At 56.3% G+C, this 20,285-nt stretch carries 20 protein-coding genes; 8 read left to right on the plus strand and 12 right to left on the minus strand.

The annotated features are described in order from the left end of the window. Positions 1 to 196: 196 nt before the first annotated feature. The 3 genes from tuf to RSK20926_RS13705 all read right to left on the minus strand — a co-directional run bounded on the left by tuf (position 197) and on the right by RSK20926_RS13705 (position 4,567). The gene (gene tuf, locus RSK20926_RS13695) at positions 197 to 1,372 is read right to left on the minus strand and encodes an elongation factor Tu (RefSeq protein WP_008204012.1); all 1,176 of its coding nucleotides are present in this window, start codon (positions 1,370 to 1,372) and stop codon (positions 197 to 199) included. Positions 1,373 to 1,512: 140 nt separating this feature from the next. After that, the gene (locus RSK20926_RS13700; RefSeq protein WP_008207560.1) at positions 1,513 to 2,085 is read right to left on the minus strand and encodes a hypothetical protein; all 573 of its coding nucleotides are present in this window, start codon (positions 2,083 to 2,085) and stop codon (positions 1,513 to 1,515) included. Between the two features lie 136 nt (positions 2,086 to 2,221). Continuing rightward, the gene (locus tag RSK20926_RS13705; RefSeq protein WP_008207562.1) at positions 2,222 to 4,567 is read right to left on the minus strand and encodes a DNA topoisomerase IV subunit A; all 2,346 of its coding nucleotides are present in this window, start codon (positions 4,565 to 4,567) and stop codon (positions 2,222 to 2,224) included. Positions 4,568 to 4,871: 304 nt separating this feature from the next. Here RSK20926_RS13705 and RSK20926_RS13710 point away from each other — a divergent pair, with 304 nt between their 5' ends. From RSK20926_RS13710 to RSK20926_RS13735, 6 genes are all read left to right on the plus strand, one after another. Next, a complete protein-coding gene (locus tag RSK20926_RS13710; RefSeq protein ID WP_037255197.1) occupies positions 4,872 to 5,603 on the plus strand; it encodes an SH3 domain-containing protein in 732 nt (243 codons plus the stop codon). 47 nt (positions 5,604 to 5,650) lie between these two features. Next, on the plus strand, positions 5,651 to 6,484 hold the full coding sequence (locus RSK20926_RS13715) for an SDR family NAD(P)-dependent oxidoreductase (protein WP_008207566.1): 834 nt from the start codon (positions 5,651 to 5,653) through the stop codon (positions 6,482 to 6,484). A 69-nt stretch (positions 6,485 to 6,553) separates the two neighbouring features. Continuing rightward, on the plus strand, positions 6,554 to 6,760 hold the full coding sequence (locus RSK20926_RS13720; protein WP_037255155.1) for a twin transmembrane helix small protein: 207 nt from the start codon (positions 6,554 to 6,556) through the stop codon (positions 6,758 to 6,760). A 2-nt stretch (positions 6,761 to 6,762) separates the two neighbouring features. Then, entirely contained in the window at positions 6,763 to 7,335 is a 573-nt protein-coding gene (locus RSK20926_RS13725) for a cob(I)yrinic acid a,c-diamide adenosyltransferase (protein ID WP_037255157.1), read from the plus strand. 293 nt (positions 7,336 to 7,628) lie between these two features. Further along, entirely contained in the window at positions 7,629 to 8,387 is a 759-nt protein-coding gene (locus RSK20926_RS13730; protein WP_008207572.1) for an electron transfer flavoprotein subunit beta/FixA family protein, read from the plus strand. Continuing rightward, positions 8,387 to 9,316 (plus strand): electron transfer flavoprotein subunit alpha/FixB family protein, encoded by a 930-nt coding sequence (locus tag RSK20926_RS13735; protein WP_008207574.1) that lies wholly within the window; start codon positions 8,387 to 8,389, stop codon positions 9,314 to 9,316. The genes RSK20926_RS13730 and RSK20926_RS13735 overlap by 1 nt, the downstream gene beginning before the upstream one ends. Positions 9,317 to 9,456: 140 nt before the next feature. Here RSK20926_RS13735 and RSK20926_RS13740 read toward each other — a convergent pair whose 3' ends face one another. Next, the gene (locus RSK20926_RS13740; RefSeq protein ID WP_008207575.1) at positions 9,457 to 10,281 is read right to left on the minus strand and encodes a DUF6473 family protein; all 825 of its coding nucleotides are present in this window, start codon (positions 10,279 to 10,281) and stop codon (positions 9,457 to 9,459) included. A 157-nt stretch (positions 10,282 to 10,438) separates the two neighbouring features. Between RSK20926_RS13740 and RSK20926_RS13745 the strand changes: the two genes are divergently transcribed. Next, on the plus strand, positions 10,439 to 11,314 hold the full coding sequence (locus RSK20926_RS13745) for a 3-hydroxybutyryl-CoA dehydrogenase (protein ID WP_008207577.1): 876 nt from the start codon (positions 10,439 to 10,441) through the stop codon (positions 11,312 to 11,314). A gap of 92 nt (positions 11,315 to 11,406) precedes the next feature. Here the strand turns inward: RSK20926_RS13745 and RSK20926_RS13750 are convergent, their stop codons facing one another. Genes RSK20926_RS13750 through RSK20926_RS13780 form a run of 7 tightly spaced genes read right to left on the minus strand, consistent with a single transcriptional unit; the run spans position 11,407 to position 16,810 of the window. Further along, positions 11,407 to 12,306 (minus strand): lysophospholipid acyltransferase family protein, encoded by a 900-nt coding sequence (locus tag RSK20926_RS13750; protein WP_008207579.1) that lies wholly within the window; start codon positions 12,304 to 12,306, stop codon positions 11,407 to 11,409. A gap of 33 nt (positions 12,307 to 12,339) precedes the next feature. Further along, positions 12,340 to 12,609: an HPr family phosphocarrier protein gene (locus RSK20926_RS13755; RefSeq protein ID WP_008207581.1), complete on the minus strand. Its 270-nt coding sequence runs from the start codon at positions 12,607 to 12,609 to the stop codon at positions 12,340 to 12,342. Next, positions 12,610 to 13,017: a PTS sugar transporter subunit IIA gene (locus RSK20926_RS13760; protein ID WP_008207583.1), complete on the minus strand. Its 408-nt coding sequence runs from the start codon at positions 13,015 to 13,017 to the stop codon at positions 12,610 to 12,612. Between the two features lie 24 nt (positions 13,018 to 13,041). Continuing rightward, positions 13,042 to 13,908, minus strand: coding sequence for an RNase adapter RapZ (gene rapZ / locus RSK20926_RS13765; protein WP_008207585.1), 867 nt, complete (start codon positions 13,906 to 13,908; stop codon positions 13,042 to 13,044). Then, positions 13,895 to 14,344, minus strand: coding sequence for an HPr kinase/phosphorylase (locus RSK20926_RS13770; protein ID WP_008207586.1), 450 nt, complete (start codon positions 14,342 to 14,344; stop codon positions 13,895 to 13,897). Before RSK20926_RS13770 ends, rapZ begins: the two co-directional genes overlap by 14 nt. A gap of 6 nt (positions 14,345 to 14,350) precedes the next feature. Beyond that, positions 14,351 to 16,069 (minus strand): sensor histidine kinase, encoded by a 1,719-nt coding sequence (locus tag RSK20926_RS13775; protein ID WP_008207587.1) that lies wholly within the window; start codon positions 16,067 to 16,069, stop codon positions 14,351 to 14,353. Between the two features lie 33 nt (positions 16,070 to 16,102). Next, the gene (locus RSK20926_RS13780; protein ID WP_008207588.1) at positions 16,103 to 16,810 is read right to left on the minus strand and encodes a response regulator transcription factor; all 708 of its coding nucleotides are present in this window, start codon (positions 16,808 to 16,810) and stop codon (positions 16,103 to 16,105) included. 352 nt (positions 16,811 to 17,162) lie between these two features. Here RSK20926_RS13780 and RSK20926_RS13785 point away from each other — a divergent pair, with 352 nt between their 5' ends. Then, complete coding sequence (locus tag RSK20926_RS13785; protein WP_008207589.1) at positions 17,163 to 18,761, plus strand: phosphoenolpyruvate carboxykinase; 1,599 nt, start codon at positions 17,163 to 17,165, stop codon at positions 18,759 to 18,761. A 123-nt stretch (positions 18,762 to 18,884) separates the two neighbouring features. On the opposite strand, the gene dgt is transcribed toward RSK20926_RS13785, so the two are convergent. Beyond that, entirely contained in the window at positions 18,885 to 20,237 is a 1,353-nt protein-coding gene (dgt, locus tag RSK20926_RS13790) for a dGTP triphosphohydrolase (RefSeq protein WP_008207590.1), read from the minus strand. Positions 20,238 to 20,285 lie beyond the last annotated feature (48 nt).

Consider the following 20,285-nt stretch of genomic DNA (forward strand, 5'->3'; position numbering starts at 1 on the left):
AACCCAACTTTCTTTGGCGCCATAGAAAAAGGGCCTCCCGGGGGAGGCCCTTTCGCAGAAGATCACCGGGCGGCAAAGCCGTCTTACTCAGTGATTTTGGGCAAATTTTTTGTGCGTGCGTCTCGGGATCACTGAATTCAAACAAAAAAGGGCGCCCGAGGGGCGCCCTTTCCGTCTGATCATTCGCGCGTGCGAATTACTCGGTGATCTTCGACACAACACCGGCGCCGACGGTGCGGCCACCTTCGCGGATCGCGAAGCGCAGGCCCTGCTCCATGGCGATCGGGGCAATCAGTTCAACGTTGAACTTCAGGTTGTCGCCAGGCATCACCATCTCGGTGCCAGCAGGCAGCTCAACGGTGCCGGTGACGTCGGTGGTGCGGAAGTAGAACTGCGGACGGTAGTTCGCGAAGAACGGGGTGTGACGACCACCTTCTTCTTTGGTGAGGATATAGGCCTCAGCTTCGAACTTGGTGTGCGGCTTCACGGAACCTGGCTTACACAGAACCTGGCCACGCTCAACGCCGTCACGGTCAACACCGCGCAGCAGGGCGCCGATGTTGTCGCCCGCTTCACCGCGGTCCAGCAGCTTGCGGAACATTTCCACACCGGTGCAGGTGGTGGTGGAGGTGTCACGGATACCAACGATTTCGATCGAGTCGCCAACGTTGATCACGCCGCGCTCAACACGACCGGTCACAACAGTACCACGGCCGGAGATCGAGAACACGTCTTCGATCGGCATCAGGAAGGGCTGGTCAACAGCGCGCTCAGGGGTGTCGATGTACTCGTCAACAGCCGCCATCAGCTCTTTGATCTTCTCTTCGCCGATTTCTGGCTTGTTGCCTTCCATCGCCGCCAGAGCGGAACCTGCAACGATTGGGATATCGTCGCCGGGGTAGTCGTAGGAAGACAGCAGCTCGCGGATTTCCATCTCAACGAGTTCCAGCAGCTCTTCGTCGTCAACCTGGTCAACTTTGTTCATGAAGACGACCATCTTCGGGATGCCAACCTGGCGGCCCAAGAGGATGTGCTCACGGGTCTGAGGCATTGGGCCGTCAGCGGCGTTCACAACCAGGATCGCGCCGTCCATCTGAGCAGCACCGGTGATCATGTTTTTCACGTAGTCGGCGTGGCCGGGGCAGTCAACGTGTGCGTAGTGACGGCCTTCGGTTTCATACTCGACGTGTGCGGTCGAGATGGTGATGCCGCGGGCTTTCTCTTCAGGCGCGCCGTCGATCTGGTCGTAGGCTTTGAAGTCACCAAAGTACTTGGTGATCGCTGCGGTCAGCGTGGTTTTACCGTGGTCAACGTGGCCGATGGTGCCGATGTTGACGTGCGGCTTCGTGCGTTCAAACTTTTCCTTAGCCATTCTCTAGGCGCCCTTTTGAAATAGAGGACCGTCACCCGGCCCAAGTTTCCTCTGCGCGCGCGGCATATTTGGTTTGAAGATGAAAATCAAGCCGTTCCTGAAGTCACCGCGCTGAATTCGCCATAGCAATGAGGCTTTTTCTACTCAGCTACAGCTTCCGAAGCCTCAGCCTTTGCCGCGTTATCGAACCAGCCATTTTCCTTGTGCTGTTCAGCCATATACTCTTCCAGCGCATCTACAATGTTCAGTGCCAACCCGTCGATCTGCTCTTCCTTGGTGCGGCTATAGCCAGAGCCAAGCAACGCGCTCTCACCGGTGGTGCTTTCGAAAATTTCCATCTGGTGCTTTTTGACAAGGTAGCTTTTGGTGCTTACGTCATAGACAAAGACATTCACCACGGCTGCGCTCTTGGGGTTGACCAAAACGGGAATGCCGCCGGTCGCCAGGAGAAAGCCCTCAAGGGTGACGGCCACGTCATATTGCCCCTCCCCTTTGTAGCGACCGAGTCGCGCCTCCAGAGCCTTTTCAATTGGCGCATTCCATTCGGAAGTTTCCGCATCGCGGGAAAGCGGCCATTGCCGTGCCTTGTCGGTATAGACAAAGGAGACACGCATATTGAAATCACCCAGATCTTCTGGCGCCTCATTGAGCTGGGTTTCGCCACAGGAGACCAGCAGGACCAAAGAGGTCAGAAGAGCAAAGATTCGTTTCATAAGAGACCTCGTAAGCAAAATGATTTGCGGTCCAAATAGACAGGAGAATTGCTAGCGGTAAACCGGTCAGAGCGCAGCCCTGCGCACATCGGTGGCGCAGGGGTCACAGGTTGCAGCTGAAAACTGCCGCAAATCCTTATGTGAATTTGTAATTGCGAGGGAAGCCATAGGGCGGTCGCTTACCAACGCCTGCACGTTTGCCCAACCACTGGCCCAGATCGGTTTCATGGCGGGTTTTACCACCGCCCATTTCCCAGGTGAGACCATCATCCCAGTTGAAGGTAGTAACATCGCTGAGGCCGCCATCCAATTCCAGAGACCCCTGTTTGCCGCGCGCCATATTGTATTTTTGTAGACGCACGCCCTTGCCTCGGGAAAGCTCTGGCATCTCTTCCACCGAGAAAACCAGAAACTTGCCATTCTCAGAGACTACGGCCACATGGTCACCCTGCACCGGAATACAGATTTTGGCGCGATCATCGTCTTTGACGTTCAGCACCTGCTTACCGCTCCGGGTCTGGGCGACGATTTCTTTCTCCGCGCAAATAAAGCCATTACCCGCATCAGAGGCAACCAGCAGACGGCCTTCGGGGTTGTGGATCAGCAGATCCACGATTTCAGCCTCATTCGGTAGGTCTACCATCAGCCGCACCGGTTCTCCCATGCCACGACCGCCCGGCAGGTTAGCCGCAGACAGGGTGTAAAAGCGACCATTTGAGCCGAAGACCAACAATCGGTCCGTAGTCTCCGCATGGAAGATAAAGCGGGGGCCGTCACCGTCCTTGAACTTCAACTCGCGGCTCAGATCGATATGGCCGGTCATGGCGCGGACCCAGCCCATCTGACTGCAGACCACTGTGATCGGTTCCTTGTCGATCATCGCCTCCAGTGGCACCTCTTCGACCTCACCCGCCTCGGCAAAGAGGGTGCGGCGGGCGCCCCCTTCGTAATCCTTGCCAAATTGCTTCTTAGTCTCACGCAGCTGTTCGGTGATGCGGGTCCATTGCAACTCTTCGGAACCCAATAGCTCGACCAGCCCAGCGCGCTCTTCACGCAGGGCATCGCGTTCGCGGGTCAGTTCGATCTCTTCCAGCTTGCGCAAGGACCGCAGGCGCATGTTGAGGATGGCTTCGGCCTGGACCTCTGACAGCTCACCTGTGCCTTTGGCCGGAGAGACATACTCAGCCTCACTGAAAGCACGGGGATGATCCTGCCCCCAGTCCTCTCGCATCAAGGCGGCTTTGGGATCCTCATCATAACGGATAATATCGATCACCCGGTCCAAATTGAGGAAGGCAATGATAAAGCCTTCAAGCACTTCTAACCGATGGTCGATCTTGGCCATGCGGTGGCGCGAACGGCGCTGCAAGACATCGCGGCGATGATCGAGGAAGGCACGCAGCACCTCTTTCATCGAGCAGACCTTGGGCGTCACACCGTCGATCAATACATTCATATTGAGGCTAAAGCGGGTTTCCAGATCCGAGTTGCGGAACATCATGTTCATCAGAACATCGGGATCGACGTTTTTGGATTTGGGCTCCAGGATGATGCGGATGTCTTCGGCGCTTTCATCGCGAACATCTGCGAGAATTGGTACCTTCTTGGTCTGGATCAGTTCCGCGATCTTCTCAATGAGCTTGGACTTCTGAACCTGATAGGGGATCTCTGTGACAACGATTTGCCACTGTCCCCGGCCCAGGTCCTCGACCTCGTGCTTGGCGCGCAAACGGAAGGAACCACGACCCGTGCTATAGGCTTTGGCGATATTCTCTTTGGGTTCGACAATGATACCGCCGGTTGGGAAATCCGGGCCCGGTACATAGTTCAACAGCGTATCATCACGCGCATCCGGCGTCTTGATCAGATGGACACAGGCATCTATCAGCTCGGCGATATTATGGGGCGGGATATTGGTGGCCATGCCCACCGCAATACCGGCCGCGCCATTGGCCAAAATATTTGGAAAAGTCGCGGGCAGAACCGCTGGTTCGGTTAGGCGGCCATCGTAATTGTCGCGAAAATCAACCGCATCCTCGCTGAGGCCTTCGAGCATTGCCTCTGCAACAAAGGTCATCCGCGCTTCTGTATAGCGCGAGGCCGCCGGATTATCGCCATCGATATTGCCAAAGTTACCCTGACCGTCGACCAGCGGATAGCGGACGTTAAAGTCCTGCGCCAGACGCGCCATGGCATCATAGATCGCGGCATCACCGTGGGGGTGGAAATCCCCCATGGTATCACCAGAAATCTTGGCTGATTTCAAAAAACCGCCATTTGACGACAGCCGCAACCGGTTCATCGCATAAAGGATTCGCCGATGAACCGGCTTCAGCCCGTCGCGCGCATCCGGCAGAGCCCGATGCATGATCGTGCTGAGCGCATAGGTCAGGTAGCGCTCGCCAATGGCGCGGCGCAACGGTTCTAGGATTTCGCCATCTTGTGGCTTGACGCTGTCGGGATCATCGATGAGGTCGTTCATAAACTGGTGATACTGTTCCTATCCCCTGCGGTAAAGCGCTGACCCAAAACGGCGGGAGCATTTTTCCGCAGCAGCTCTTCCATGCAGGTTCTCGGACACCTCCTTTCACCTCATCCTTGCCCTGAGTGTGCCAGATCCCCTGGCACAACCTTAGCCCCCGGGGGAGGCAAAGGGGCTTTCTCCCCTTTCCTTCACTTCCCCAATTCGCCTAAAAAAGAGTTCAAACGCGCGGATATCGAACAAATTCCATTTCAGAAGATCTTTACCGAAGACAGTTATAGTCATGGGTCTGGGGGGACCTGCCATGTCACGTTTCATCTTTTTGTCTTTTGCTTTTCTGGGGTGGGGCTTTTACGAGCTCAGCGGCGGAAGCAGCTTTGCGCCACCAAATCGGCCAAATGACACATTGGCGCAAAACACAGGCAATCAAGTGTCCTCCGACAAGGTCCAGCCACCAGCACAGGTTCAGACAGAACGTTTACAACAGGCCGCTCGTCAAAGGGCCGCCTCCTTGGTTGCACCCACGGTTTTGCAACCTCGCCCCCCTTCTCCGCGCATAGAACGCCCCGCAGCCGACCCGCAACGGAGGCAGGCCGTTGCCCTCTCGCAAATTGTATCGGCAGGGGGCGATCTTGGTTCAAGCGCCAGCGCCTTTGCTGCGACAGGCACTACCAGTAGCGCCCAAGGATCAAATCAAGCGGACTTCATCTCTGGTGGTCTGGTTGCGATCACTGCTCAGCTGGAAAACGAACGGGAAACCCAACAAAGGGCTGATCATATAGAGGTCGCTTCCACCGAAGCAGAAACTGCCGACCTGGCAGCGGAAGAAGCCCTTGATATCCGACGCATCCGTGCAAGCCGGGTCAACATGCGGCAGGGTCCGGGAACCATTTACCCCGTTATTGCCCGACTGCTCAACGGGGACGAAGTTCAGGTCATTGATGACAGCGGTACCGGTTGGCTGCACCTGCGCGCCCGCAAGGGTGATAAAATCGGTTGGGTTGCCGCTTCCCTCGTGAGCCGGAAAAGCTCATAAGGTCATTGGGCGCAGGGCCCCAATGATCTGAAACAGGGGCCTTTTCTATGCAAAAATCCATTCTGATTACAGGCTGCTCCTCGGGGATTGGCCTAGATGCGGCGCGTGCCATGAAGGCCCGGGGCTGGCGTGTCTTTGCCTCTTGCCGTCAACAAAAGGACTGTGAGCGCCTCCACAAGGAGGGTTTTGAGAGCCCCCGAATAGACTATTGCGACACAGAGAGCATCACCACAGGCCTGACCGAAGTTCTGAAGGCCACGGGCGGCACCTTGGACGTCCTTTTCAACAATGGCGCCATAGGCCTGCCGGGTGCCGTGGAAGACCTGGCAACAGATGGGTTGCGTGCAATCTTTGAAAGCAATCTCTTTGGTTGGCATGATTTGACCCGCCAGGTGGTGCCGGTGATGCGGGCCCAGGGGCATGGAAGGATCATTCAGAACTCATCTATCCTAGGATTTGTCTCCTTTCCTTGGCGCGGTGCCTATGTGGCGACCAAATTTGCTCTGGAAGGCCTTTCTGATACTCTGCGGGTGGAGCTGGGAGATACGGATATCAAGGTGGTGCTGATTGAACCTGGCCCGATCACCTCCAAGTTCAGAGAAAATGCAATCCCCCATTTTGAGCGCTACATCGACTGGAAATCTTCCGCTCTAAGGCCACTTTATGAGAAAACCTTGCTCAAACGCCTCTATGCGGAAAACAAAGGACCGGATCATTTTGAACTGCCCGCCTCGGCGGTGACCGCAAAACTAATCCACGCCAGCGAATCACTACGCCCAAGACCGCGCTACTATGTGACCACACCGACCCGAGTCGCTGGTATTCTCAAACGAATTCTCTCCACTCGGGCAATTGACCGCATCCTCATGCGGCTACGCTAGCCTATTTACTGTCGCCAATCGCTGCAGCAATGGCTATCCATGCGGCAGGAAAACGCGAAGGAAAACATAATGGGTGACCCGCTCTTTATCCTGGCAGTTGCTGCCATGGCTGCTGTGGTTGTTGCGCTGCTACTTGGCCTGGGAAGCTATGGCAAAGGCGGTGAGACCAGCCGCAAATACTCGAACAAACTGATGCGCCTGCGGCTTTTGCTTCAGTTCGTCGCGGTGGTTCTAATCCTCGCCTATGTCTACCTTCGCACCCAAGGAGGGCAGTGATCATGGTCGTTCTGAACAAGATCTACACCCGCACCGGCGACAAAGGTGATACCGCACTGGGCAATGGCGACCGCGTCGCCAAGCACGATGCCCGTGTCAATGCATATGGCACCTCTGATGAGCTGAACGCCTTCATCGGCGTTGCCCGTTTGGAGGCAGAGGGCGATATGGATAAGGCTCTCTCGCGCATTCAGAATGATCTGTTTGATCTGGGCGCCGACCTTTGCCGCCCAGATATGGAAAAGGACGCAGAGGCCGAATATCCGCCCCTGCGCATCGCCCAATCGCAGATCGATCGGTTGGAGACAGAAATCGACCTAATGAACAAAGAGCTACAGCCCCTGCGCAGCTTTATCTTGCCCGGAGGCAGCCGCCTTGCAGCCCAGCTGCATGTCTGCCGTACGGTCGCCCGCCGCGCGGAGCGTCTGGCTACAGAGCTGGCAACATTGGAAGAGATCAATCCAGCAGCGGCGAAATACCTGAATCGCTTGTCAGACTGGTTCTTTGTCGCGGCGCGCCAGGCCAATGCCGGTGGGCTGAACGATGTGCTATGGGTCCCTGGCGCAAACCGCTAAGTGACCACTCCGCGCCCCGCTATTGAGTATTGTCCTGCGATTCGCGGGGCTACTCTCATTAATTCGGCGAGGCACGTAGTTTTACGGATGCTTTGACGGGCGAATACGAAACCCCAGCAGCCCTCAAGAAACATTCTTGCGATAAAGTCGTGCCAATTTGTCAAACGCGACGTCCGCGACACAAAACGTGACGATTTTTCCCTGTTGCACCAGACTGAGAGCCGGTATCAACGGCGCGAGAGCATAGCGGCAGCCGCTCCGGTGGTGCGCCATTTGTTAAGGAGAGAACGCAAATGAAGGTACTCGTGCCTGTCAAACGCGTGATTGACTACAACGTGAAAGTTCGCGTCAAAGCGGACGGATCGGGTGTCGATCTCGCCAATGTTAAAATGTCGATGAACCCCTTCGACGAAATCGCTGTCGAAGAAGCCATCCGCTTGAAAGAAGCCGGCAAGGCTGATGAGGTGGTTGCGGTTTCGATTGGCGTGAAGCAGGCTCAGGAAACCCTGCGTACCGCTCTCGCCATGGGTGCGGACCGCGCGATCCTGGTTGTCGCTGCTGACGACGTCCACACCGACATCGAGCCCCTGGCCGTTGCAAAAATCCTGGCCAAAGTAGTCGAGGAAGAGCAGCCCGGCGTTGTGCTCTGTGGCAAGCAGGCGATCGACAACGACATGAACGCCACCGGTCAGATGCTCTCTGCTCTTCTGGGTTGGTCCCAGGGCACCTTTGCCTCTGAGCTGGACATCGAAGGCGAATCCGCAAAAGTCACCCGTGAGGTTGACGGCGGTCTGCAGACCATTTCCGTGAAGATGCCAGCCATCATCACCGTGGACCTGCGCCTGAACGAGCCGCGTTATGCGTCGCTGCCAAACATCATGAAGGCAAAGAAAAAGCCTCTGGATGAGAAAACCGCAGCGGACTACGGCGTCGACGTCACCCCACGCCTCGAGATCGTCAAGACCGAAGAGCCCCCGGCCCGCGCCGCTGGCATCGTGGTTGGTTCTGTCGATGAGCTGGTTGAGAAACTCAAAGAAGCGGGGGCTGTGTAATGGCTGTTCTTCTCCTTGCTGAAGTGACCGATGGCGCCTTGGCGCTGGACGCAACCGCAAAAGCCGTTGCCGCAGCAGCTCCGCTGGGTGACGTGACAGTTCTGGCCGCTGGCGCTGCCGCTGCCACTGCTGGTGCTGAAGCCGCCAAGATCGCAGGCGTTGCCAAGGTTCTGGTTGCCGAAGACGCTTCTCTGGGCCACCGCCTGGCGGAGCCGACCGCAGCCCTGATCGCTGGTCTGGCATCCGACTATGAGCACATCGTTGCTCCGGCCACCACCGACGCCAAAAACGTCCTGCCGCGGGTTGCGGCCCTCCTGGACGTGATGGTGATCTCCGACGTTTCCGGTGTCGTCGATGGCAACACCTTTGAGCGTCCGATCTATGCAGGCAATGCGATCCAGACCGTGAAGTCGAACGACACCAAGAAAGTCGTCTCCATTCGTACCGCATCCTTTGATGCGGCTGGCGAAGGTGGCTCTGCTTCCGTGGAAACCATCTCTGCTGCCGACAACCCCGGCCTGTCCGAATGGGTTGAAGACAAAGTCGCCGCAAGCGACCGCCCCGAGCTGACCTCGGCTGGTGTTGTTGTTTCCGGTGGCCGCGGTGTTGGCTCCGAAGAAGACTTCAAACTGATTGAAGCTCTGGCCGACAAACTGGGTGCTGCTGTTGGCGCCTCCCGTGCGGCGGTTGACTCCGGCTATGCTCCAAACGACTGGCAGGTGGGTCAGACCGGTAAGGTTGTTGCCCCTGAGCTTTACGTCGCTGTCGGCATCTCCGGCGCGATCCAGCACCTTGCTGGTATGAAGGACTCCAAGGTTATCGTTGCGATCAACAAAGACGAAGAAGCGCCGATCTTCCAGGTTGCTGACTTTGGTCTGGTTGCCGACCTCTTTGAAGCAGTGCCTGCACTGACCGAAAAGCTTGGCTAAGTTCGCCACTGAAACTCAATTTGCGAAGGCCCGCCATCTGGCGGGCCTTTTGCTTTGGAACCCGCATCACAAAAGAAACGGGGCCGCGGCAAAACCGCTGGCCCCGTTAGTTTACCAGAAAAACGCTTGTCGGGACGGTATCAATCGCCTCTGGCAAATTCCTGCAGCAGCTCGGCCAAAGCACAACCGATCCGCTTGTGCTCCTTGGGGCCCAGCACATGCTGCGCTGCGGGGTAGTCCAGCTCTCCCATGCTCATGTTCTCAAAATCTCTTGCCTGGCCAGCTGTCGCAACTGAAAGCTCCAGCAATCCTAGGACTTGACCTTCCAACTCAATGACCATGGAACGATCAACAAGAACCGGCTCCTGACTAAAGGAAGAGCGGCAATCCAGATCATAGTCCAGCCACAGAAGAACCACTTGCCCTCCCAGCTGTGAAATAAGCTCCAGCATCCGGGTCATCCAGGTTTGTTGCAGATGTCCCTTCACTTCTTCAAACCGCTCTTTTGAGAGGGCTTGCAGCGTAGTCAGAAGATGCTTGTTGAAATGGAACTCCGTGTAATCGACCTCGGGGTACAACTCCTTTAGCGCCGGATGCGCCTGCAAGAACCGATCATTGCGACGCGGATGCACCCGGTAGAACCGGTTGGAAATATTCTGCGCCCCAAGTAGCTGAACCACCGCCAGCTCCGCTTCCTGTGCAACCCCAACAAGGCCATCATCCGTCACAAAGGTATCAAGCCCGGCGTTAGTACCCCCCAGGTTTAAGCAAGGAAATTGCAACAAAGATTCTGTAACAGAGGCAAAGGGCCTCTCAACAAAACGACCAAAGACTTCGGAACCGCCTAGAAACGCGATATACGGAGAATTCAAATCGCGCTTGGGACCACGCACCTGCAGCCGAGACCCGGCATAGCAGCACGTCCCCCCCGCAAGCGCCGCAGCGCTTTTGAGTTCGTAGCTCATAGCTCCCACCAAATTTTTCACCCAGAATCAATCTGACGCCGAAAGATTGCAAATTCCCTAAAGTGAAAATTCACTTAAAATTCCACCTGCCTAGGCTTGTGCCTGCCCCAAGCGCGCCGATAAGATCGGCCTCGCAGGCAAAGCGGGAGCCAAGAGCATGGATATCAAGAAAATCGGCGTCATAGGCGCGGGTCAAATGGGCAACGGGATCGCACATGTTATGGCCTTGGCTGGCTATGATGTTGTTTTGAATGACATCAACCAACAGTCGCTAGATGCAGCGCTGGCCGCCATCCACAAAAACCTGGCCCGCCAGGCTGGTCGCGGCAAGATTGCGGAAGCCGATGTTGATGCCACCCTGTCGCGTATTTCGACCACGCTGACCCTCGCTGATGTTGGTGCGACCGATCTGGTGATCGAAGCAGCCACAGAGCGTGAAACCGTTAAGCAGGCCATCTTTGAAGATCTGCTTCCGCATCTGCAGCCGCATACGATTCTCACCTCTAATACATCCTCGATCTCGATCACCCGCCTGGCCAGCCGCACTGATCGTCCTGAGCGCTTTATGGGGTTCCACTTCATGAACCCTGTGCCCGTGATGCAGCTGGTGGAGCTGATCCGTGGCATTGCGACGGATGAGCCTACCTTCAAAGCCTGTCAGGAAGTTGTAGCACGTCTTGGCAAGACCTCGGCCAGTGCCGAAGATTTTCCTGCTTTCATCGTCAACCGCATCCTGATGCCGATGATCAACGAAGCCGTTTATACACTCTATGAAGGGGTGGGTTCGGTGAAGTCCATTGATGAATCAATGAAACTCGGGGCCAATCATCCCATGGGCCCCCTGGAGCTGGCGGATTTCATCGGGCTGGATACATGTCTTGCGATCATGAACGTGCTGCATGACGGCCTAGCCGATACCAAATACCGCCCCTGCCCATTGTTGACCAAATATGTTGAAGCCGGTTGGTTGGGCCGCAAAACCCAGCGAGGCTTTTACGACTATCGCGGAGAGGTTCCGGTACCGACACGCTGATTGGCAAGGGTTCTGGAGGGGGCCAGCCCCCTCTTGGTCAAAGACTAAATCACCCCCGGGAAATTTCCGGGCTTATGAAGAGACGGATCAGGCTAGCTATTTTTACCAAGGCTGAGGGTATGCTCTCGCAACCAGGCCATAAAGCCGCGGGGATCACTCTGCAGTGGCTCCATCTCCGCATCCGTCAGAGGCTTACCGACCACAGGTGCCTGCGGCTTATTGCAAGACCGCACAATCTCATGCAGCAAAAGGCCCTGACGCAGGATTGGCGAGACCCTGTTGGCAATCTGATACCAACGTGAGTTTGAGCCTGGAAAGAAGATTGGCACAACTCGCGCGCCTGATCGACGGATCAATTGAGCAGTGAAGACATTCCACTCCTGCTCGATCGCCGGCCCGAACCAGGTTTCAGAAGACATCACGACCCCAGATGGAAATAGAGCAACCACACCCCCCGCCTTCAGATGAGACATGGTTTTGGCCCGCATCTCCACCATCTTTTTCTGCGCTTCCGGATCATGCGGAAAGGGCACCGGGATCATGAAAGAGGTGGCAGCCTCATCAAGGCCCGTCAGAACGGAGCGGGTCAAGATGCGGTAGTCCTGTCGAACCTGCCCAATCAGATCCGCAAAGATCATCCCGTCCACCATGCCATGCGGGTGGTTGGCGACAATGACCACCGGACCCTCTGCCGGGATATTGGCGATCTGCTCTTTGGGGGTGAGCAAATCAATCCCCATGATGTTGAGAGCCCCACGCCAGAACTTTTGACCGCGATAATCCGCGTTCTGCTTTTCGAACTTGTTGACCATGCGCAGGATGCGCAACTTACCCGTCAACCATTCAATGGTTTTGATAGCCGTCGAGGTCCAGCGGTCGTCAAAGGAGTTGGCGTAGGTCAGTGTCCGGCGATCATAGACTTCGCCAGTGCTTCCATCCTGAGCCGCCTCAGTCTGGTGGCCGCTCTCTTGCTCATGTGCGGTATCCGCCAAAGTGCCATTCCCGTAAAACGCTATTCCGGTTCTTCAGAACCCTTCCCCGAACTTATCCGCCACAAGAGCTTCCAACGCCTCTGCAAGCGCGCTGTCGTCCGGCCCCGAAGTCTCGACGTCAATAGTCGTTCCTTTCGACGCTGCCAACATCAAAAGCCCCATAATGCTATCACCGGAGGCTGACATCCCGTCCTTGGAAACCTCCGCTGATGCATCAAAGCTCTCGACGACTTCTACCAACTTGGCCGAAGCACGGGCGTGCAAGCCCTTTTCATTGACAATTTTCAAGGTCTTAAATGCCATTTAGGAAGCCTGTTCTGAATCGGGATTCACATTCTGAGAATTGATATACTTACGCCCGGCTTCCATTGCCTGACGCACGGCCTCCCCCACCGCGAGGTGACGAGATTTGGCCAGCTTGATCAGCATTGGAAGGTTCGCACCATATAGGATTCGCCTATTGGCAGGGGCACAGGCACGTAGACTGAGGTTGGAGGGAGATCCTCCAAAAAGATCCGTGACGACCACAACCCCATCACCACTATCGACCTGGTCTGCGGCTTCGCAGATTTCGCAGCGCTTGTTTTCGCGGTCATCTTCGGGTGCAATCGCAATGGCCGAGAGGTTCGGCTGTGGACCCACGACATGCTCCACCGCAGCCAGGTATTCCTTTGCCAGCCCACCATGCGCAACGATTACGATCCCAATCAACCCTGTCGCCTCTCAATCTCTTCGCTAGCTTTGCAGCTCGCGGTGCCTAATTGACACCTGCTGCCCCTCTTCCGCAAGGGCTTTTGCAAGGGATTCCGCAAGCGTTACCGAACGGTGCTGACCACCGGTACAGCCAAATGCAACCGAGAGGTGAGCCTTGCCTTCATCTCTATAGGCCGGAAGAAGAAACCTGGTCAGATCCAGGACCCTCTCAAAGAACCCGTCATAGCGGGCATCCCCTTTTACATGCTCCTGAACCGCCTCTGACCGACCGTCAAGCTGCCGCAGATCCTCTTGCCAGTAGGGGTTGTTCAAAAAGCGGCAATCAAAGATCAGGTCAACGGTGCGCGGTACGCCGCGTTTGTAGGAAAAACTCTGTACGGAAATGGCCAGGCTCCGCCCCGTTGGCGCAAAGAGGTGCTCGATTTCGGCTTTCAGCTGGTGAACATTCATCTCGGAGGTATCGAGGAGGAGACTCGCCTGTTCCCTGATCGGTTCCATCAGGCGCAGCTCGCGCGCTACGCCAACCTCAGGGGTTTCTGCGGGCGCCATCGGGTGCCGACGACGGGTTTCCGAGTAGCGACGCAGCAATACATCTCGTCTCGCCTCAAGGTATAAAACCGTAAGTTCCATTTCCTCTCTCGAGGCGAGCATCTCGATCACCTCAAGCAGTGCATCAGGGGAGAAATCTCTATTGCGGCTGTCTAACCCAAGTGCCATCGGGCGCTGGCTGCCGGCAGCTTCCACTAGTCCAGACAAAAGCCGTAGCGGCAGGTTGTCGATTGCCTCAAAGCCAAGGTCTTCCAGCACATTGATGGCGGTTGTGCGCCCCGCCCCGGAAGGCCCGGTCACCAGAACGATAGGGGGGGCTTTGCCACTATGATTTGGCATCTGGATCCAAGGCTCCGTTTTTCAATAGCTGCAACAGGGCTGGTGCAAAATGAGGGGCATCGACTCGCTTGAACAAAGGAAGCTGAAGCCCCATTAAGTCTATCTCAATCTGTGCAGGGAGCCGATCACTTTCAAGTTGGTCCAGATCCACCACAATTGCGACTTCGATCGGACCGCTTGCAACCGCATTCAAAAGCCCCAATCCACGCGCCTCGATCAGCCCTTTGATCGCAGCGGGGGCTGCAGCAATCACCGATGGCCCCTCGCGCCAGAGTTCTACACGATCATCCGCGACCAGTTCCGCCCCATAGGCCAAAAGCTGCAATGCCAGAGATGACTTCCCGCTACCAGAGGCACCAAGGATGAGCAGCCCGCGCGCCTCACAGGCCACGCAGGTTGCGTGCAGAATATTGCGAGAGGCGGGAGCTGCAGGCATGTCAGATCAGACCGGTAACCCCACCACAAAGCGCGCGCCAAGAGGCTCTGACGTCACATCCGCCTCAGTTGGTCGAATGTTTTCCGCCCAGATGACCCCTCCGTGCGCCTCTACGATTTGCTGGGAAATCGCCAGACCCAGGCCGGAATTATTGCCGAAATGCTCAACAGGTCGCTGCGAATAGAATCGCTTGAAGATCTTTGACAGCGCCTGCTCGGGAATCCCGGGGCCAGTATCTTCGACAACCACGAGAACCCTGTTTTCCCGGCGGCGTGCCCAAACTCTGATTGCATCTCCTTCTTCGCAAAAGGAAATGGCATTGGTGATCAAGTTGACAAAGACCTGAGCAAGACGTGCTTCGAGACCATGGATCATGACCGACCGCTGCGGCAGGTCGGTGATATAGTCAATTTCCTTCGCACGGGCATCCTCTCCGAGATACTGGTTCAGGTTACTCAGCATCTGAATGAGGTTGAACTCTTCCTCTTCCTCTTTGACCAGTTCCGCATCCAAACGCGAGGCATTCGAAATATCGCTCACCAAACGATCGAGGCGACGCACGTCGTGCTCAATCACATCCATGAGCTTCTCACGCTGATCATCTCGTTTGACCATACGCAGAGTTCCCACCGCGGATTGCAGGCTTGCCAGTGGGTTTTTGATTTCATGGGCCACATCCGCAGCGAACTGCTCGTTGCTGTCGATACGGCTGTATAGTGCTTTGACCATCCCGCGCAGGGCACGACTAAGGCGGCCGATCTCATCCGGTCGTGCAGAGAGATCAGGAATGCGAATACGCCCAGGTTGCTGGGCCTTTCGTGCATCTCTGTCCCGGCCCAACTCTGCAGCTTCGGCCAAATCAGCCAGCGGGTTTGCGATGGTCGAGGCAAGCACCAGGCTGAGCCCCACCGAAACCAGCAAAGCTACCACAAACATCTGCAGAACCTGTTCCCGCTCCCCGCGCACCAGGGTGTCAATCTCCCCCGCAGGCGAGGTCAAAGCGACCGCCCCGATGGGTCGGCCATCATTCAGAATAGGCGCTACAGCTGAAATAACGGTGCCGCCGCTCGTGTCCACAATGACATCGATGCCAGCGGTGCCATTGATGAAACGCTGGGTGATTTCGCGCAGCTGCTCCTCAACCGGCTTGATGGTCCCCACATCAGCATCCTGCGCTTGGAACAGGCCACCAACTTTTGACCAAAGTGCAGACAACCCATCCGAAATCAGCGTGGGTTGCTCTTTGCCGGTGTTCAATGCGTTCAACTGATCCGAGCGGTTAACACCGGTGACCTGGGCCACAAGATGACCCGAAGGATCAAAAACAAAAGCTTCAACACCGCCGCGCAGGGTCAATCCCTGCAGTGTAGCCGCTGTATCAATGCCATCATTGGTGGAGAGGTTAACCGCCCCTGCCGAAGGCAATACCGCCTCAAAGACATCCGCGATCAAAGCAACTTCGGCGACCAGAGCGCCCGCGCGCTGCTTTACCAGGCTCTGGCGTGTGGAATTGAGATACAGGATCCCCGCGACCAAGATGATCAGCGCGATCAGGTTGAACGTGATAATCTTGCGCGTCAGCGGCGAGCCCTTGAGCGATAGCAAGCCACGGCGCGCGCGCTTGGCTTGCATTTCGGATCCAACGGTTTTGTCCGGGGCGACCCAATCATCTCCCAGAACCACATCACCATCGCTTGAATTGTGCTTCAGACCCGTATCGCGCATCTGTGCGGCCCTCCCTTAACCAGGGTGCAGAGCTTATTCTTCATTGTATCGGTAACCGATACCATAAAGCGTTTCGATCGCCGCAAAATCCGAATCAGCGGTACGCATTTTCTTGCGCAGCCGTTTAATATGGCTGTCGATAGTGCGGTCATCAACATAGACCTGATCATCATAGGCCACATCCATCAGCTGATCTCGGCTTTTGACAAAACCCGGGCGCTGCGCCAAAGCCTGCAACAACAGAAACTCAGTGACCGTCAGGGAAACATCTTTACCCTTCCAGCTAACCGCGTGGCGCAGTGGATCCATCCGAAGTTGGCCCCGTTCCATGACCTTGGTTTCCGCAGTGGCGGTCCCGCCTTCCTCATCGTTGCTGATTGCTTCCTGGCGCCTCAGCAGGGCCCGGATCCGCTCCACCAGCAAGCGCTGTGAGAAGGGTTTCTTGACGTAATCGTCAGCCCCCATGCGCAGCCCCAGCACCTCATCGATTTCGTCATCCTTGGAGGTGAGGAAAATCACTGGCATCTGCGTCTTTTGACGCAGCCGCTGCAAAAGATCCATGCCGTCCATGCGGGGCATCTTAATGTCCAGCACAGCCATATCCGGCAGTTTCTTGTTAAAGGCATCCAGTGCGGCCTGCCCATCATTGTAGGTTTCGACCTCAAATCCTTCGGCCTCGAGTGTCATCGCCACTGAGGTCAAAATATTGCGGTCATCATCCACCAAAGCAATCTTCGACATTGGATTTGCCCCTAAATCTGCTCTGTTATAGCCTGTTTTTACGAACCTTAATCGCTCTTATGGGCTAGCGAATCAATCCCCATTGGCGAATCACGGCGCTCTTTCGACACAATTAGGGCAAAAATGTCTTATTATCGCCTGAAGAAACGCGTTTGAGCAGCGCTCACAAAACATGGTTGCGCTAAACTCCGCCTTGATGGCGCTAACTGCGCCAAACCGTCCTGTTCAGTCATAGAAGCGTCATGCTAAGACCCCGGCAACCGGTGTCGCTACCGGCACGTTTCAGCTCCCGCAATATTCGGGCGCACATCTACTATTGAAGCGGCTTTTGCCGCCACAGGAGAGAGAACACATGGCAACTGGACGGGTAAATCCAAATTTCCGCCTCGAAGACCAAGGTATCGAGGGACTTGGAAATGTCCAATACAACCTCATGGAACCTGCTCTGATTGAGGCGGCCTTAAAGCGCAACGAAGGCACCCTGGGCAATGGCGGCGCCTTTCTTGTCACCACCGGCAAGTTCACTGGCCGCTCTCCCAAAGACAAGCACGTCGTCAAATCCGACAGTGTAAAAGACACCATCTGGTGGGAAAACAACGCCGCCATGACGCCGGAAGGTTTCGACAATCTCTATGTCGACATGCTGGAGCACATGAAAGGTGGCGACTACCAGGTACAGGATCTGGTTGGTGGCGCCGACCCGAAACACTCGATCAACGTTCGCGTGGTGACAGAGCTGGCTTGGCACGGCCTTTTCATCCGCACCATGCTGCGTCGCCCTGACCGCGAAGACCTGGATGATTTTGTTGCGGATTTCACCGTTATCAACTGCCCCAGCTTCCAGGCCGACCCCAAGCGTCACGATTGCCGCTCGGAAACTGTCATCGCGATGAATTTCGATCGCAAGATGATCCTGATTGGTGGCACCGAATATGCGGGCGAGAACAAGAAGTCTGTCTTCACCCTGCTGAACTACCTCCTGCCTGAAAAAGGCATCATGCCAATGCACTGCTCGGCCAACCACGCCAAGGGCAACCCGGTCGACACCGCAGTCTTCTTTGGCCTCTCCGGCACCGGCAAGACCACGCTCTCTGCTGATCCTGACCGCGTTTTGATCGGCGATGATGAGCACGGCTGGGCCGACACCGGCACCTTCAACTTTGAAGGCGGCTGTTATGCCAAGACGATCAACCTGAACGCCGAAGCAGAACCAGAGATCTACGCCACCACCTCCAAATTCGGTACCGTGATCGAAAACATGGTGTTCGACGAGGACACCAAAGAGCTGGACTTCAAGGACGACAGCCTGACCGCAAATATGCGCTGCGCCTATCCGCTGCACTATATCGGCAATGCCTCCGAGACTGCCATCGGCGGCCACCCCAAGAACATCATCATGCTGACTTGTGATGCCTTTGGTGTACTGCCTCCCATCGCACGTCTGACACCTGCCCAGGCAATGTACCACTTCCTCTCGGGCTTCACTTCCAAGGTGGCCGGAACAGAGCGCGGCGTGACCGAGCCGGAGCCCACCTTTTCAACCTGCTTTGGCGCGCCCTTCATGCCGCGTCGCCCAGAGGTCTATGGCAACCTGCTGCGTGACAAGATTGCCCAGCATGGTGCAACTTGCTGGCTGGTCAACACCGGCTGGACCGGTGGCGCCTATGGCGTTGGCTCGCGTATGCCGATCCGTGCAACCCGTGCACTGCTGACGGCAGCCCTAGACGGCTCCCTGGCCGAGGCCGAGTTCCGCAAGGACAGCAACTTCGGCTTTGACGTTCCCGTCACCGTGCCTGGTGTTGCAGAAGTTTTGTTGGACCCGCGCCGCACCTGGGACGACCAGGCCGCCTATGACAAACAGGCCGCCAAACTGGTTCAGATGTTCTCGGACAACTTTGAGCAGTACCTGCCCTACATTGACGACGATGTGAAAGCCTCTGCAATCGGCTAAAATTGCCCAGGCCTTTTCAAAAAAGAGAGAGCCCTAGCAAAGCTGGGGCTCTTTTTTTGCGCTTCAATTTGTCAGGGCACGACCTCGACCGGGGCGATATTGTACAAATACTGACCTTTTGGATTAGATCCGCCCCACAACCATGTCTCTCACCTTTAAAGCATAGCGATCCGTCATCCCCGAGACAAAATCACCAAGGCTGTGCATGGCGCTATAAGGGTCACTCACTCCACGCAGATCGAGATCCACCGCGCGCACCAGTTTGGCCCAATAGCTATCACGCGACAGAAGATGCTCTGCATCCCAGCCACAATCTTGCAAATCCTGATAAAGACCATGGAAATGATCCAGCACATCATGCAGCACACGGCGGCCCGCGATCTCCAGTTCGGTCTTGCGGCGGGCGGTAAAGATCCGCTCGTTTGAAATCTCTTTCATACCCGCAAATGCCCCGGCTTTGGAGGAGACCTCCATCAAACCATCGCTGAACTCCCCGGCCATGATGGCATCATAGTTGGTCATGAAGGCTTCGACCGCGCTTTCAATGGAATTGTTGATCGCAACAGCGCGGCGCATGGCGATGATCTCCCGTGTAGACATCATCGGGTCATCCGCCCTGTTCGGCTTGCCGCCAATCTCCTCCAGATAGGTCAGCACCTGCTGCGTCGACAGATCACCCACAGTTGCCGCATCTTCCAGGTCCAGAATACGGTAGCAAAGATCATCCGCAGCTTCGACAAGAAAGGCCAATGGATGGCGGCGCCAGGTCCGGGCTGCGTCAGTTCCCTCTGATCGAAGGCCCAGCGCTTCAGCGCATTCCTCAAACAGCGCAGCTTCACTCTGGAACACGCCGAATTTCTTCAGGCCAACATACCCTCCGTGGGAAAGTCGGCGGGCCTCAGCGGTACAGGGGTATTTCATAAAGGCGCCCAGGGTCGCATAGGATAGCCGCATCCCCCCTTCGCGCCGCCCCATCTCGAGTTGTGCGGCAATACGGAAACCCTGGGCATTGCCCTCAAACTCTTCGAATTCAGCCTGTAAATCAGTAGGAACATTTGCAGAAACTCCGGTCCCAAGGCGGAACTGTATAGCAAACCAGGCGCCGATGCTATCCTCACCGGAGTGCCCAAAGGGCGGGTTTCCAATATCATGCAGCAGACAGGCAGAGGAGACCACGCCCGCGATCACATCTCGCTGAGAGGCATCAACAAGCCCCTGCTCCATCATCTTCTGGCCAGCCAACACCCCCAGAGAGCGGCCTACACTCGCAGTCTCCAGACTATGGATCATCCGGTGGTGTACATGGTCATGCTCATATAGCGGATGCACCTGGGTCTTTTGCGCCAGCCTGCGAAAGGGTTCGGAAAACAGGATCCGGTCATAGTCCTGCAGATGCGCCGGGCGGCCCGGAGCCTCAGGATAGTCAGGACGGCACAGGCGCCCCGGGTTCAGCAGTTGTTCCCATTCCATCGCCATTGTGCCTGTCCTTTGCTGCCGGTGCCCGTTTTTCTTGCATTAGCCGGG

It is taken from the genome of Roseobacter sp. SK209-2-6, assembly GCF_000169455.1.
In the GTDB taxonomy this organism is placed as follows: Bacteria; Pseudomonadota; Alphaproteobacteria; order Rhodobacterales; family Rhodobacteraceae; genus Pseudophaeobacter.

What these genes read in the sequence shown, in the direction of transcription:
- RSK20926_RS13715 (WP_008207566.1), top strand. Translation starts at nt 5,651, where the DNA reads ATGCAAAAATCCATTCTGATTACAGGCTGCTCCTCGGGGATTGGCCTA.
- RSK20926_RS13720 (WP_037255155.1), top strand. Translation starts at nt 6,554, where the DNA reads ATGGGTGACCCGCTCTTTATCCTGGCAGTTGCTGCCATGGCTGCTGTG.
- tuf (WP_008204012.1), bottom strand. Translation starts at nt 1,372, where the DNA reads ATGGCTAAGGAAAAGTTTGAACGCACGAAGCCGCACGTCAACATCGGC.
- RSK20926_RS13705 (WP_008207562.1), bottom strand. Translation starts at nt 4,567, where the DNA reads ATGAACGACCTCATCGATGATCCCGACAGCGTCAAGCCACAAGATGGC.
- dgt (WP_008207590.1), bottom strand. Translation starts at nt 20,237, where the DNA reads ATGGCGATGGAATGGGAACAACTGCTGAACCCGGGGCGCCTGTGCCGT.
- RSK20926_RS13775 (WP_008207587.1), bottom strand. Translation starts at nt 16,069, where the DNA reads ATGCGCGATACGGGTCTGAAGCACAATTCAAGCGATGGTGATGTGGTT.
- RSK20926_RS13770 (WP_008207586.1), bottom strand. Translation starts at nt 14,344, where the DNA reads ATGCCTGCAGCTCCCGCCTCTCGCAATATTCTGCACGCAACCTGCGTG.
- RSK20926_RS13785 (WP_008207589.1), top strand. Translation starts at nt 17,163, where the DNA reads ATGGCAACTGGACGGGTAAATCCAAATTTCCGCCTCGAAGACCAAGGT.
- rapZ (WP_008207585.1), bottom strand. Translation starts at nt 13,908, where the DNA reads ATGCCAAATCATAGTGGCAAAGCCCCCCCTATCGTTCTGGTGACCGGG.
- RSK20926_RS13710 (WP_037255197.1), top strand. Translation starts at nt 4,872, where the DNA reads ATGTCACGTTTCATCTTTTTGTCTTTTGCTTTTCTGGGGTGGGGCTTT.
- RSK20926_RS13730 (WP_008207572.1), top strand. Translation starts at nt 7,629, where the DNA reads ATGAAGGTACTCGTGCCTGTCAAACGCGTGATTGACTACAACGTGAAA.
- RSK20926_RS13745 (WP_008207577.1), top strand. Translation starts at nt 10,439, where the DNA reads ATGGATATCAAGAAAATCGGCGTCATAGGCGCGGGTCAAATGGGCAAC.
- RSK20926_RS13755 (WP_008207581.1), bottom strand. Translation starts at nt 12,609, where the DNA reads ATGGCATTTAAGACCTTGAAAATTGTCAATGAAAAGGGCTTGCACGCC.
- RSK20926_RS13740 (WP_008207575.1), bottom strand. Translation starts at nt 10,281, where the DNA reads ATGAGCTACGAACTCAAAAGCGCTGCGGCGCTTGCGGGGGGGACGTGC.
- RSK20926_RS13700 (WP_008207560.1), bottom strand. Translation starts at nt 2,085, where the DNA reads ATGAAACGAATCTTTGCTCTTCTGACCTCTTTGGTCCTGCTGGTCTCC.
- RSK20926_RS13725 (WP_037255157.1), top strand. Translation starts at nt 6,763, where the DNA reads ATGGTCGTTCTGAACAAGATCTACACCCGCACCGGCGACAAAGGTGAT.
- RSK20926_RS13780 (WP_008207588.1), bottom strand. Translation starts at nt 16,810, where the DNA reads ATGTCGAAGATTGCTTTGGTGGATGATGACCGCAATATTTTGACCTCA.
- RSK20926_RS13735 (WP_008207574.1), top strand. Translation starts at nt 8,387, where the DNA reads ATGGCTGTTCTTCTCCTTGCTGAAGTGACCGATGGCGCCTTGGCGCTG.